10 protein-coding genes are annotated in these 13,770 nt (G+C 60.0%); 5 read left to right on the forward strand and 5 right to left on the reverse strand.

Annotated elements, in window-relative coordinates; translation table 11 throughout:
• Positions 1-3 precede the first annotated feature (3 nt).
• Together K8U03_18880 and K8U03_18885 are read right to left on the reverse strand one after the other, a co-directional pair.
• Positions 4-2,445 carry a serine/threonine protein kinase gene (locus K8U03_18880; protein MCE9606954.1) on the reverse strand — a complete coding sequence of 814 codons (2,442 nt, stop codon included), beginning with the start codon at positions 2,443-2,445 and terminating at the stop codon, positions 4-6.
• Complete coding sequence (locus K8U03_18885; protein ID MCE9606955.1) at positions 2,391-2,969, reverse strand: sigma-70 family RNA polymerase sigma factor; 579 nt, start codon at positions 2,967-2,969, stop codon at positions 2,391-2,393. Before K8U03_18885 ends, K8U03_18880 begins: the two co-directional genes overlap by 55 nt.
• A 271-nt stretch (positions 2,970-3,240) precedes the next feature.
• Between K8U03_18885 and K8U03_18890 the strand changes: the two genes are divergently transcribed.
• The 4 genes from K8U03_18890 to lpdA all read left to right on the forward strand — a co-directional run bounded on the left by K8U03_18890 (position 3,241) and on the right by lpdA (position 10,472).
• Positions 3,241-3,912, forward strand: a complete 672-nt coding sequence (locus tag K8U03_18890; GenBank protein MCE9606956.1) for a LuxR C-terminal-related transcriptional regulator — start codon at positions 3,241-3,243, stop codon at positions 3,910-3,912.
• A gap of 792 nt (positions 3,913-4,704) precedes the next feature.
• The gene (locus K8U03_18895; GenBank protein ID MCE9606957.1) at positions 4,705-7,578 is read left to right on the forward strand and encodes a 2-oxoglutarate dehydrogenase E1 component; all 2,874 of its coding nucleotides are present in this window, start codon (positions 4,705-4,707) and stop codon (positions 7,576-7,578) included.
• A gap of 148 nt (positions 7,579-7,726) precedes the next feature.
• Positions 7,727-8,995, forward strand: a complete 1,269-nt coding sequence (gene odhB, locus K8U03_18900; GenBank protein ID MCE9606958.1) for a 2-oxoglutarate dehydrogenase complex dihydrolipoyllysine-residue succinyltransferase — start codon at positions 7,727-7,729, stop codon at positions 8,993-8,995.
• A gap of 97 nt (positions 8,996-9,092) precedes the next feature.
• Positions 9,093-10,472 carry a dihydrolipoyl dehydrogenase gene (gene lpdA, locus K8U03_18905; GenBank protein MCE9606959.1) on the forward strand — a complete coding sequence of 460 codons (1,380 nt, stop codon included), beginning with the start codon at positions 9,093-9,095 and terminating at the stop codon, positions 10,470-10,472.
• A gap of 129 nt (positions 10,473-10,601) precedes the next feature.
• Here lpdA and K8U03_18910 read toward each other — a convergent pair whose 3' ends face one another.
• The 3 genes from K8U03_18910 to K8U03_18920 all read right to left on the reverse strand — a co-directional run bounded on the left by K8U03_18910 (position 10,602) and on the right by K8U03_18920 (position 12,272).
• Positions 10,602-10,877: a hypothetical protein gene (locus tag K8U03_18910; protein ID MCE9606960.1), complete on the reverse strand. Its 276-nt coding sequence runs from the start codon at positions 10,875-10,877 to the stop codon at positions 10,602-10,604.
• A 512-nt stretch (positions 10,878-11,389) separates the two neighbouring features.
• Positions 11,390-11,737: a hypothetical protein gene (locus tag K8U03_18915; protein ID MCE9606961.1), complete on the reverse strand. Its 348-nt coding sequence runs from the start codon at positions 11,735-11,737 to the stop codon at positions 11,390-11,392.
• A 307-nt stretch (positions 11,738-12,044) separates the two neighbouring features.
• Complete coding sequence (locus K8U03_18920; GenBank protein MCE9606962.1) at positions 12,045-12,272, reverse strand: hypothetical protein; 228 nt, start codon at positions 12,270-12,272, stop codon at positions 12,045-12,047.
• A gap of 342 nt (positions 12,273-12,614) precedes the next feature.
• Here K8U03_18920 and K8U03_18925 point away from each other — a divergent pair, with 342 nt between their 5' ends.
• Positions 12,615-13,766: a mandelate racemase gene (locus tag K8U03_18925; protein ID MCE9606963.1), complete on the forward strand. Its 1,152-nt coding sequence runs from the start codon at positions 12,615-12,617 to the stop codon at positions 13,764-13,766.
• Positions 13,767-13,770 lie beyond the last annotated feature (4 nt).

Genomic DNA, 13,770 nt, shown 5'->3' on the forward strand with positions numbered 1-13,770 from the left:
TCGCTATGGCAAGCCCGGCACGCTTTTCACCGGGATCGGTGCCAGCGCTGTGAGAACCTTGTCGTCCCAATGCGGCGATAGGTCGCGGATGCGGTCGCGGTTGATTCGCCACCAGGCTGCCGCCGCGGTCTGTTTCCACGGATGGAGCATCACCAGCGATTCAAGCGCCTCGGCGATCGCGCGGGCCGTGCGTGGTCGCTCGTCGGGATCCTTGGCGAGGCATTGCGCGACGATCCGATCGAGTTCCGGCGGGATCGCTTGCCGCGCGACCGACGACGTCAGCGGGGCCGGTTGATGCAAGGTTTGGTTGAAGAGTTCGAGATCGGAATCGCCGGTGAATAGATCGCGGCCCGTGAGGAGCTTGAAAGCCACGACGCCGATCGAATAGACGTCGCCTCGGGCATCGGTCGAATAGGGAGCTTTCAGCCGTTCCGGAGCCATGTAAAGCGGCGTGCCGACGAGGCTGCGCGACGAGCGCGTGGTGTCGCTCGCGCTTTCCGGATCGGATTGCTTGGCGAGGCCGAAGTCGAGCACCTTGACGAAGTCGGCCTCGCCGCCGATCAGGCAGAGCATGAGATTATGCAGCTTCACATCGCGATGAATGAGCCCCAGGTCGTGGGCTTCGGCAAGCGAGGCACAAGCTTGGTAGAGAATGTGCAGCGCTCGAGGGAGCGGCAGATAGCCGTCGACGAGGAGCACTTGCGAGAGCGTGAGGCCGCGCAAGTATTCCATCGCGCAATAAAACTGACCGTTTTCGGTTCGGCCGTAGTCGTAGATCTCGATCGTGTTCGGATGCGAGAGCCTCGCCGCGAGCTTCACTTCGCGCTCGAACCAAGCGAGCGTCTGATCGTTGACGAGATCCGGCCTGATGATCTTCACGGCCGTCGGTCGCTTGAGGAGCGCATGCTGCGCGCGATAGACCCGACCCATGCCCCCTTCGCCGATTTGAATGTCCAAGAGATACGAGCCGATGAGCGGCTGTGCGGCCAAGCGATGTCGCAAGCGCGCGTTCGACCACGACGACCAGACGATCGCGCCGAACGTACCGACCAGGAGAACCATCGCGATCACGACCATGATGCCGGTGTAGTGCAATGCGGAGAGGGCTTCGGAGCGTTCGATCTCGACGCAGAGCCCGAAATCGTCGGCGGCGCGCCAGCGCGAAGCACCGAGCACCGTGACTCCGCGATAGTCGCGATAACTTTCGGACACGACTCCGTCGAGGCCGTTCACGGCGCGCATGATCGCTTGCGGGCGATAGTGGGCGAAATACGGATCGACGCTCTTGTGGCCGCGCGTGAGATCGCCGCAGGGATCACGAAGTGAGAAGTTGAGAACGGTCGCATCTTCCGCTTTCAGCAGACCGAGCCCGATTAGTTGGTCGCGAAACCGGCTCTCGGAAAGCATCCGACCGTTGCGATCGAACGCGTAGGCTTCCCCGGTCGCTTGCGGGCGAAACTTGGCGAGCATCGTGTTGAGGGTGTCGACGAGCGAGGGAAGGCCGACGAACAGGATGCCGGTTACTTCTCCTTCGTCCGTCTTTCGGATCGGTACGAGCACGCCGATCAACGGCTTGCCGAGTGAAAACCAATCCTTACCGGCCAACTGCTCACATTGATGCGGCATCAGCAGCAGGCTTTCGCCGGCGAGGACCCGCGGAAATGATTCTGCAAAGATCTTAGGCGGGATCGGCTTCGTTGCCGTCACCGGAGCGGTGGTGAAAAGGGATCGCGCTTGCCGATCCCAAAGGACGAACTCGGCATCGGATCCGGCTCGCTTGCGGAGCGTTTGGACGATCCGTTCGTCGGCGTCGGTGTTGAGCGGCGAGGGATCGGCGGTCGCCGGGTTCGTCGCCGGTGCAACGACCCGATCTTCGGCCAAAAGCGGTTTGAGCTGCGCTTGAACGTCGGGTTCGGCAACCCAGGCTTGCGCTTGATGACGTCGGCTGTCGATCCAGTTCGTGACTGAGGTATCGGCCGCGTTGAGCAGCGTGTCGAGCTCCGCTACGGAAGAGCGTTCGATGACGTCGGCGATATGTCCGCGCAGCCAAAACGTCATGCCGACGAGCACGACGATAGCGACCGCCGCCCCTAACGCGAGCTGCCCCGAGAGCCCAAGCCGGAGAGCCCAGCGATAAAAAGCGCGACTCACGGTGCCGAGCGACGAGTGGGAGCGCGAGGGCTTGGAGTCGTTGAAGATCCGATCGACGACGCTCCTGCGGCGGGCCGGAATGATCGTCGCCTCGGAATGATGAGCGAGCAACAGTTCGATCTCGCGGCGTAGCGCTTGGTCGTCGCCGCAAGCTTCGCGCACGAAGCGACTTCGCTCCGCTTCGTCGCGATTGCACGCTTCGAAAAAGACCTCCTTGATCTTCCGTTGCCGTTCTTCGCTCACGTCGCTTCCTCCGCCAGTTCCTTGCGGAGCCACGCGCGGATCATCGTCCATTCCGATTCGACGGTTCGCTTGGAAACTTTCAGCACCGTCGCCACTTCCTCGACGGTCAGACCGCCGAAGAACCGCAACTCGACGATCTTCGCTTGCCGCGCGTCGATGACCGCCAGTTTCTCCAGCGCATCCTCGACCCTGAGCACATCTTCATCATGGCTGATCACCAAAGTGTCGGGATGCAGCGGCTCTCGCTTGCGGTCTCCGCCGCGCTTCCGCCGATTCTTCGCGCGCGCATGATCGACGAGCAATTGCCGCATGATTTTCGCCGCGGTCGCGAAGAAGTGAGCCCGCTGCTCGAAGTTGACGTTCTCATGCTCGACGAGCGCGAGGTACGCCTTATGGACTAAGGCCGTCGGTTGCAGGGTATGGGCTCGGCGTTCGTGCCGAAACTGTCGGCGCGCCATGTCGCGCAACTCGTCGTAGACGAGCGCGAACAACTGATCGGCGGCATGCGTGTCGCCCCGATTCAGTCGTTGCAGTGCTTGCGTGATTTCCGCTTTCGATTCGTCGGCCACGCGCAATCTCCTCGGCTCAAGCGCTTACCCATCCAAGTTTTAGAATCAGCGAGTTGTCCCATCAAAGAGGCGCGATTAGATCGTCATTCTATTTAATTGTCGCGAATTCGGCTGGTTTTCCGCTCCCGACTGCGGGTTTCCCTCGTCGCCGACGCAGTGATTCATAGGGGGCAAGGAAATACGCCCCGAATTGTAACACGGCAGTAGGGGGTGTACCTCCGGAATTGCGAATGCCGTGATGAACCTATTTGAGCCCTTTATTGCGAGTTGATTCGATATGCAATCTTTACTCATTTGTCGAACCCACGGCTTAGACCGAGCTACGGCTGCCGAGGTGGTTGCCGTTGCCGAGAAAGCCGGGGTCTCCCACTTCGGATCATCCTTGGATTCGAGCGCCGAGTTCTTCGGCCCCGACTTCGACCCGCTTCAAGCCGGCTGTGTGGTGGCGCGCCTCGACGCCGATGCCAAGCAGCCGAGCGAGCTATTAGACCGCCTCACGGAGCAACACTCGCCGCTGACGGTCGTTTATCTGCTTGAGAAACCTGTTACCAAGACGATCGTCGACGCCGTGCGAAAAGGGGCCGACGATGTGCTCGATTGGCCCTCGGAACGGGAACGGCTCGCTGCTTCGATCGAACACGCCCTCGCGGCGTCAGTCGACAAGCAACGTCGCCTGAACGACGCGATGAATGCCCAGCGTCGCTTGGCAGAACTTACTGCCGGTGAGCGCGACGTGCTCCAACTGATGCTCAGCGGAAAGGTCAATAAAAGCATTGCGAGCCGCTTAGGTATTGCTTTGCGCACGGTCGAGGCCCGGCGAAAGCGGGTTTTCACGAAGATGGGAACCCGGAGCTTGGCTGAAATCGCCGCGGTGCTGCACGTCGCGGGGCTGTTGTTTGCCTCGGGTATGGTGACACTGACGGGCATTCCTTCTCCGATGGCCCATTAGTTTCAGGTTTGGAAGCCTGTTTTCGCGATGTTTGATTTGCACACGTATTTGAGGCTGGAATTTTAAGTAATTCCAGCCTCAAAGCGTTTCCTAATCGGGACAAAACGGCTTGGGAAACCGCTTATATCGGTTAGGTTTTATCGAACGGTAATTGCCTATTTTCCCACAAAAATCGTACTTTCTATTACTTCGTCGAAATATCCTCTCCCGCAATCCGGCCACATCTTATTACACTAGGAGAGAAGTGTGGCGGTAGAGCTTGCGCACGCCGTAGGGATTCTCATGGGTTCCACGTCGTACGCGGCCTTTTCGTCACGAATTGCGTATTCGGCAAACGGGCCCGAACTTACCAAGTCTTGATCCGTATTGGACGAAGAGGAGCAATGCTGGCGGCGCGCCTAGGCGATTGTCTTTTGAAAACAATCCAGTAACGCCGGCAGAATTCCGCCTGTGAGTCGCATAGGATTCTGGTCGTGACGGTCCCGCTGTTGTGCTTCCGAAACCGAATTGGTATCCGTACCCACGAAAGATTGACGCACCAAAATCAGCCTCAGCCGAGAGAGCCGGCAAGCCCGACCCGCCCGTAAGCCTCCCTGCGACCCGAGATCGAGCCGACTCCGTTCGGTTCATCCAGGTCGTCACCCAACGATACCGAACCGCCGTCGAACCGTTTTCGCTTTCAAATTTCACGCTCCCAGACGAGTATTCCGGCCTGACACGTTAGAAGCCTTCCCCGCCGTTCACGACCGCGCAAGCTGCTTCGCAGGCCTTTCAAGATGAATTGGAATTAACATGGCCCTGTTCACCGACGAAGCGGAATCTCCCGCTTCCGACGAGTCGCAACACGATTTCAACAGCGCAAGCGCCGGCTTCGTCGAGGCGCTCTATGCGGATTACCTGAACGACCCGAATTCCGTTTCGCGTGATTGGCAACGGTTCTTCTCGCAGATCGCGCCGCATGAATGGCCGCAGCCGCAACTCGGCCCGTCGTTCGAGGTACGCAGCGTATTCAATCCGCCGTCCGACGACTCCGGCGCGCATGGCGCTGCGTCCAACGGTGCCACGCTCGAGGGCCAGGTCACGGCCCGCCCCGGCGTCGATATGGCCGTGCTGCAAGACCGCGTCGACCAAATGGTTCGGGCCTTCCGCGTGCGCGGCCACATGGTCTCTACGCTCGATCCGCTCGGCCTGCCGCGCCCACCGCAACCCGAGCTCGAGCCCGAATACTACGGCTTTACCGAAAGCCAGCTCGATATGTCGCTGTCGACCCGCACGATCAAGGGGCCGAAAAAGCGGACGCTCCGCGAGATCGTCGGTTGCATGCGCAACACGTATTGCCGCCAGATCGGTGTGCAGTTCATGCACATCGATAACTATCGGGTCCGCCAGTGGTTGCAAGACCGCATGGAAGGGACCGAAAACCGCTTAGAGATGCACCGCAAAGAGCAGCTTCGGATTCTTACGAAACTCACCGATGCCGTAATCTTCGAAGATTTCCTTGCCAAGAGCTTTCTCGGAGCCAAGAGCTTTTCGCTCGAAGGAGCCGAAAGCCTCATTCCGCTATTGGATATGGCGATCGAACGTTCGGCCGAGCATGGGGTGCAAGAAGTCGTGCTCGGCATGGCGCATCGCGGCCGCTTGAACGTGTTGGCGAACATCATGGGCAAGAGCCCGCGCCGGATCTTCCGCGAATTCGCCGACGTCGATCCGGAACTCCACCTCGGCCAAGGAGATGTGAAGTACCACCTCGGTCATAGCGCCGATTGGATCACGAGCACCAACCGCAAGGTTCACTTATCGCTCTGCTTCAATCCGAGCCATCTCGAATTCGTCGGCCCGGTCGTGCAAGGTCGGCTCCGCGCGAAACAAGACCGCATCAACGACACGCAGCGCGAACGAGGTCTTGCGATCGTGATCCACGGCGACGCCGCATTCGCCGGCCAAGGGATCGTGCAGGAGATGCTCAACATGAGCGAACTTGCCCCGTACTCGATCGGCGGCACGCTCCACATCATCATCAACAACCAGATCGGCTTCACGACTCCGCCGGAAGAGTCGCGCTCGTGTGCCTACTGCACCGACGTGGCGAAGATGCTTCAGAGCCCGTTGTTCCATGTCAACGGCGAAGATCCGGAAGCGGTGGCGCAGGTCGTGCAACTCGCGATCGACTTCCGTCGCGAGTTCAAACGCGACGTCGTGATCGATATGTATTGCTACCGTCGTCGCGGGCACAACGAAGCCGACGAGCCTTCGTTCACGCAACCGCTGTGGTACAAGACGATCGAGCGCACGAAGAACGTCCGCGAAGGGTATCTCGAATATTTACTCAAGATGGACGGTATCTCGCGCGTCGAAGCCGATGCGATCGCGGCCCGACGTCGCGAGCAATTGGAAAAAGATCTGCTCGTCGCGCGCAGTCCGGAAAATAAGCCTCGCCGCGAACCGTGGACCGGTTCTTGGTCGGGCTATGCCGGCGGTGCGGAAACCACGGCCGATGAAGTGAACACCGGCGTCGCCAAGGAAAAGCTGGCGTCGTATTTGGAAAGCCTGGCGACGGTGCCGGCCGACTTTAACGTTCATCCGAAGCTGACCCGATTCTTGGAAGCGCGCCGCGAGATGGCGACCGGCGCGAAGCCGCTCGATTGGTCGGCTTGCGAAGCGCTCGCGCTGGCGACTCTTTCGATCGAAGGCTATCGCATTCGCATGACGGGCCAAGACTCGGAGCGCGGTACGTTCAGCCATCGCCACTCCGTATTGCACGACTATGAGAACGGTCGTCGCTACATGGGGCTTGCGAACCTCTCCCCATCCCAATCGCCGATCGAGATCTGCAACAGCCCTCTCTCGGAAACCGGCGTGCTCGGATACGAATACGGCTATAGCCTGGATTGGCCGCATGGCCTCGTCATTTGGGAAGCGCAGTTCGGCGACTTCGTCAACGGCGCGCAAGTCATCATCGACCAGTTCATCGTCAGCGCCGAAGACAAATGGCGCCGCTTGAGCGGTCTCGTCATGCTGCTGCCTCACGGCTTCGAAGGGCAAGGGCCCGAGCATTCCAGCGCTCGGCTCGAACGCTTCCTGCAGCAAGCGGCCGAAGACAACATGCAGATCTGCAACGCCACGACTCCGGCGCAGTATTTCCACCTGCTCCGCCGCCAAGGGCTGCGGAAGTGGCGCAAGCCGCTGATTATCATGTCGCCGAAGAGCTTGCTGCGCAACGCCAGCGCCTCTTCGACGCTGGAAGAATGTGAAACCGGTTCGTTTCAACGGATCATTCCGGACTCGAACCCGAACCGCGAAAAAGTCGATCGCGTCCTCCTCTGCTCCGGCAAGATCTACTACGATCTGGAAGCGAAGCGGAAGGAGCTCGGCCGCGAAGACGTCGCGATTCTCCGCGTGGAGCAGCTTTATCCCTTGCCCACCGAAGCTCTGCGAACCGAGCTCGGGCGCTACCCGGATGCGGCCAATGTCTACTGGGTGCAAGAAGAACCGGAAAACATGGGGGCCTGGCGATTCATGCGGGTCCATTTCGGCGAAAAGCTTTTCAATCGGATGCGATTCAGCGGTATTTGCCGTGCCGCGTCGGGTAGCCCGGCGACCGGGTCGATGGGAAGCCACAAAATCGAACAGGCCGAGCTTCTAGCCCAAGCGTTCGACGGACGTTAAAACCAAGTAAGTATCAGCGATCGGCGAGCGTTCGATAGCGAGCGCTCGCCTCGCTTTTTTTACCTCGGCGATTTACGATATCCGGTTCGGTTTCGCTTTCTCGCTTCCACAAATACATCTCGCTCACTCGCGGCATTTGAAATCTATCATGGCTATCGAATTACGAGTTCCGTCGATCGGAGAATCGATCACCGAAGTCTTCATCGGCGAGTGGCGCAAACAAGAAGGTGCGCATGCCGCTTCGGGCGAAAACCTCGTCGAGCTCGAATCGGACAAAGCGACCTTAGAACTTCCGGCTCCCGAAGCCGGCGTCGTCGCGAAGATCTTGAAGAAGAAAGGGGAGACGGCCGCGGTCGGCGAAGTGATCGGATACTTCGAGCCCGCCGCAGCCGGCGCCGCCAACGGCGAAGGCCCGAAGACCGATGGCGCCAAGCCTGCGGTTGCCGAAGCGCCGAGCGCCAAGCCGGCCGCTGCTTCTGTCGGCGGCCCCGGCGATGGTGCGCGAGTGATGCCTGCCGCCGCGCGTGAACTTGCCGAGCGAGGTTTACAAGCCACGGCTGTTGCTCCATCGGGCCCGGGCGGCCGACTGTTGAAGGAAGACGTCGTGCGACATGCCGAAGCGCCGCGCCCGGCGGCGCCGACCGCCGTAGCGACGAAACCCGTTCCGGCCCGTCCGGCGTCGTTGCCGATTCCGGTCGGTCTTTCCGGTTCGGCCACGCGGCAAGAAGAGGCGGTGCCGATGAGCCCGATCCGCCGGCGCATTGCGCAGCGATTAGTTGAAGCTCAGCAAAACGCCGCGCTGCTGACCACGTTCAACGAAGTCGACATGTCGGGCGTGATGAGCCTGCGATCCGACCACAAGGATATGTTTCAGCAGAAGCACGGCATCAAGCTCGGCTTCATGTCGTTCTTCGTCAAAGCGACGATCGATGCTTTGAAGATGGTGCCGCAAGTGAATGCCGAAATCCGCGGCAACGACATCATCTACCATAACTACTACGACATCGGCATCGCGGTGAGCGGCGGCAAGGGCCTGGTCGTGCCGGTGCTGCGCAACGCCGAACGCATGAGCTTCGCCGAAGTCGAAGGCTCGATCGAGCACTTCGGTAAGTTGGCGCGCGACAACAAGCTGACCTTGGAGCAATTGCAAGGCGGGACGTTCACGATCTCGAACGGCGGCGTGTTCGGCTCGCTGTTGTCGACGCCGATCGTCAACCCGCCGCAAAGCGGAATTCTCGGCCTGCATGCGATCCAAGAGCGTCCGATTGCCAAAGACGGCCAAGTCATCATTCGCCCGATGATGTACATGGCCTTCACCTACGACCACCGGATCATCGACGGCCGTGAAGCGGTGACGTTCCTCCGCCGCATCAAGGAAACGATCGAGAATCCATCACGTATGCTGCTGGAAATCTAATTAAAGGCAAAAGTCAGAAGGCAAAATGCAAAACGGCTGAGATCGCTTGGCGAATCTCACGTTTTGCATTTTGCCTTTTGCATTCTGAGTTACATCTATGAATCACGATCTCGTCGTTATCGGTGCCGGGCCCGGCGGTTATGTTGCGGCGATTCGCGCCGCGCAACTCGGCTTGAACGTAGCCTGCGTCGAAAAGGAAGCGGCGCTCGGCGGCGTTTGCTTGCGCATCGGTTGCATCCCGAGCAAGGCATTGCTGGAGTCGAGCCACCTCTATCACATGACGAAGCACGAACTGTCGCTGCACGGCATCAACGCCGAGGGTGCGACGTTCGACTTGGCCGCGATGCTCAAGCGCAAAGACAAGATCGTCTCGGAGTTGACCAAGGGGGTCGAGTTCCTCTTCAAGAAAAATAAGATCACCCGCTATCGCGGCACCGCGAAATTCGATGGACCGGGACGCATCGTCGTCGAAGGCGAGAAACGGGAAGAGCTGACCGCGAAGAACGTCATCATCGCCTCCGGCAGCAAGCCTTTCATTCTGCCGGGCATCGAGATGGACGGCGCGAACATCGGCACCAGCACCGAAGCCCTCTCGTACGATAAAGTTCCCGAGCATCTCGTGATCATCGGCGGCGGCGTCATCGGGCTCGAACTCGGCAGCGTCTGGAAGCGGCTCGGCGCGAAGGTCACGGTGCTGGAGTATCTCGATCGGCTCATGGCCGGCTTCGACACGGAACTCGCCGCCGACGCGAAAAAGATCTTCGAAAAGCAAGGGCTCGAGGTCCGCTTGAAAACTCGCGTCACCGGCGCGAAGTTCGACGGCAAGCAATGCGTCGTCACATGCGACGGAGCGGAGCCGATCACCTGCGACAAAGTGCTCGTCTGCGTCGGTCGTGTGCCGTGGACCGATGAATTGAACCTCGCTTCGATCGGGCTCGAGCTCGACTCGAAGAAGCGCATCCCGGTCGACGCGCACTTGCGAACCAAAGTCGAAGGGGTGTATGCGATCGGCGATTGCATCGCCGGGCCGATGCTCGCACACAAAGCGGAAGAAGAAGGGGTCGCGGCGGCCGAGTTTATCGTGCGCGGTTACGGCCATGTGAACTACGATGCGATCCCCAGCGTCGTCTATACGGAGCCCGAGATCGCCTCGGTCGGGAAGTCGGAAGACGACCTCAAGGTCGCGGGCGTGGAATATAAGAAGGGGCAGTTTCCGTTCAGCATCAACGGCCGCGCGAAAGCCCTTGCTCAGACCGACGGCTATGTGAAGATCCTCGCCGATGCGAAGACCGACCGGGTGCTCGGCATTCACATTCTCGGGCCGCGCGCCGGCGACCTCATTGCCGAAGCGGCGACGGCGATCGAATTCGGGGCGAGTGCGGAAGACATCGCACGCACGAGCCACGCCCATCCGACCTTAGCGGAAGTTATCAAGGAAGCGGCCTTCGCCGTCGACGGACGCGCGATTCACCGCTAGGGCAGTGGTCGGTTGTCAGTGGTCAGTGGTCAGTTGAAAAAAGACAAAAGTCAGCAGACGACGATCGGAAGTCCGGGGTCGCGATGAAGTCGCAACTGACCACTGGCCACTGACAACCGACCACCTTCTTTACGCGGCCATCTTTCTCATTTGCGGAGCTGCGCGATCGTGTAGGCTCACCGTGGCGAGCATCGCACCATCGGCGGCATAGAACTGCACCAACCCGATCTCGATCATCCACATCGCGAGCATGCCGCCGGCGCGATAGGAGCGACCCCGATATTTGCCGTCGCGAATGAGAATCGTTTCGGCACACGCTTCGGCGTCTTGGGTCTGGGCGCCGAAATGGGTGAAGTGCTCGACGACTAGCTGCCGGATCAACGTCGGCGTGGGAGTGGGAAGCATTTGGCGACGTCCTGTCGTTTTGGGCCATCCTGGCACGGTCGAGCACCGCTGTCGTTGATTAGCATCGGGTGTTCGTCGCTAATTTCTTTGTGCGGTCGGTGTGCCCGGCTCAGGCGATACTTCCCTCCCAGATTCTCAGTAGATGGCGTACCTTCGCCGCTCGCTGGTTGACATTAGCGCGATTGAGCGTAAGATAACGATTAGTGTTCAATTGATCACTATCCTGTCTCCAGTGCGAGGTGTGGCATGGTTGCTCGTTTCACCGGTCGCAATGAAGGTTTTGAGGTGGATGCCGCGAGGCCGAGAGACTCTTCTCAGATTACCGCGACCAGAATCGGCGATCTCTTGCCCGAGATTCTGCGTCGCTACGGCTTGGAAAGCTCGGCAGTTGCGACCGCCGCCGCCGCGGCTGGTCGTCGTCCGGAAACGAACCGACCCGGCATCGCTGGGGAGCGACGTCGGGTCGGGTGATCGTTTGTTTGCTAAAAACCGTATTACGCGCCCTGAAGGGCTTAGCGCAGCCGGTCGAGGATGTCGAGCAAGGCTCGAGCTCGCTCTACCCCGCCGATCTTTTCGGCCAAGATGCGGGCTTGAAGCAACTCCTCGGCGGTGGCCGAGGCGCCGGCCGACGAACCGGTTCCTTTGCGAGCCGATTTGCCGCCGCCATGTTCCTTGAGTTTCGTCCGGATGTTGCTGATCTGGGCCGGAGCGACGCTCACGTTGTGCGCTTCGCACTCGGCTTGAATATCTTTAGCGGCTGCGTCGATGCCGAGTTTTTTCAAAGCATCCCGGATGAGTTGTGCCTTATTAACGGCTTCGGCTGCGCCGGACTTCTTCGTCAATGTTGCGCCTTTGGTCATTTAACATCGCCCTGCGGAAAGAGTTCCTAGCCGGTCGTCGAGCGACGAACCGTGCAGCGGGCGATCGTTGGAAGCCTGGATCGGATACTCGCGGCATCGGCTCTGGATGCCCACGAAAACAGGTCGCGGTCGTCTCGCTGTGTATGTAAAGCCAAGTTACATACATTCACGACGCCTACAACCCCCACTCGCTGATGGCTGGTCCCGTTTTCCGTCGGGGGGTCGAATCGTGTTAACGTTAATTAACGATAGACGGCTGATGAGCCTTCAAGGGTGGTTCGCAACTCTTAGGCGGACCCAGCTTCGCTTAGAAGAAGACGACGCGCGTCCGTCCGGTGCGGCCCGTCGAAAACACGATCCGACTCGCGCGAATGACGGGGCAGTTTTCTTCGATGTCGTCGAGGCCTGCTTCCGCCGTCTCGAGTTCGGCACGCTCGGCCTTCATCTTCGAGTCGTTGAGCTGAGCTGTCGAGGTGTGCGCGCGGTCATGGCGTCGTTCGATCTGCGTCTGATTAGGAAGCGTAATGACGGTCATTGTGTCGCACTCCGAAGGACTATAGGCTGCCCGAACTATCGACATAAGCGTTACGAAACGTGAGCGAATCTCCGGCAAATTCAGCACAGTCGTTGCTGCCGGCAACTTCGGAAGCCCACCCTTGACATGGCAAGCCCCTGATCGAGGTCTTAGGTTGCAGATCAGGTGCCGGACGGCGGTGATCACTACATCATCCCTCTGTTAAACTCATAAGCATTCTGGAGTTGTGCTTTTTCGCGAGCGTATTCCGCTTCGCTACGACCATGTGCCGGCGTCGTCGGTTCGACGACAATCGGCGAGACACGTCCGAGCTTCCATTCGCTAGCATTCCGCAAATCGGCCATGCCACGCATCGCTCGCATCGAGACATTTCCGATCACATATCCGACGGTCGGCTCGTTTAAGTTCTTCGCGGCGCCGCGCGGGCTTCCCGCCGGCAGACGAACCGTGGTCGTGAAACTCACTGACGATGAAGGGCTCATCGGTTGGGGACAAGCGGTGCCGTCCCCTCGTTGGAGCTATGAAACGCCGGAAACGGTTCGTTCGACGATCGATCTCTATCTCGCGCCGGAGTTGGTCGGGCTCGACCTTGCCGCTGCATCTGAGATCGAGCTGACGATGCAGCGGGCCATCGCCCCCGGCTTTTCCACCGGCCAGCCGATCGCCAAAGCAGCGATCGATCTGGCCCTCTGGGATCTGCGCGCACGTCGCGCGCATTGTTCCGTTGCGTCGCTGCTGATGGAAAGTGAGCGACCGGCGAGTCTTTCGATAGCGCCGCAGCCGATCACGCTGAGTTGGACGCTGAACCCTACCGATCTTGCCGACGCCGAGCGCTCGATTGCCGCTGCTCAGGCGCTCGGTTATCGCAATTTCAATCTCAAGGTCGCGCCCGACATCGAGTTCGACGTTGCACTTTGCCGTACCGTGCGAAGGCTTGCTCCCGACGCTTTCATCTGGGCCGATGCGAACGCCGGCTACGACGTTGCCTCGGCTCTGGCGATCGCGCCGCAACTGGCCGATCTCGGGATCGCCGCCCTCGAACAACCCCTGCCGGCGAACCGTCTCAATGGATATCGGCAACTGCGCGCTCAACGAGCCTTGCCGATCTTGATGGACGAATCGATCGTCTCGACGACCGATTTCGACGAGTTCCATCGTCTCGGCTTGCTCGACGGAGTGGCCGTGAAAATAGCGCGCATGGGAGGGCTTACCGAAGCGTGGCGACTGGTCCGACGCTTGCGCGAGACGGGCTCGCTGTTCTACGCGAGCGGCTTAACCGATCCCGATCTTTCGTTGGCCGCTTCGCTCCAGCTATTCGCATGCGGCGGGCTCGCGCTTCCGGCAGCGCTGAACGGCCCGCAATTTCTGAGCGGTTCGATCTTGCGCCAACCGCTCGTCGCCTCAGGCGATCAGTTGTACGCGCCGGCGGGCCTCGGTCTCGGCGTCGAAGTCGACGAGGACCGGCTGCGGGAGTTGAGCGAACTGCCTCATTGATGCG

This window comes from Planctomycetia bacterium, from assembly GCA_021413845.1.
GTDB lineage: Bacteria > Planctomycetota > Planctomycetia > Pirellulales > PNKZ01 > PNKZ01.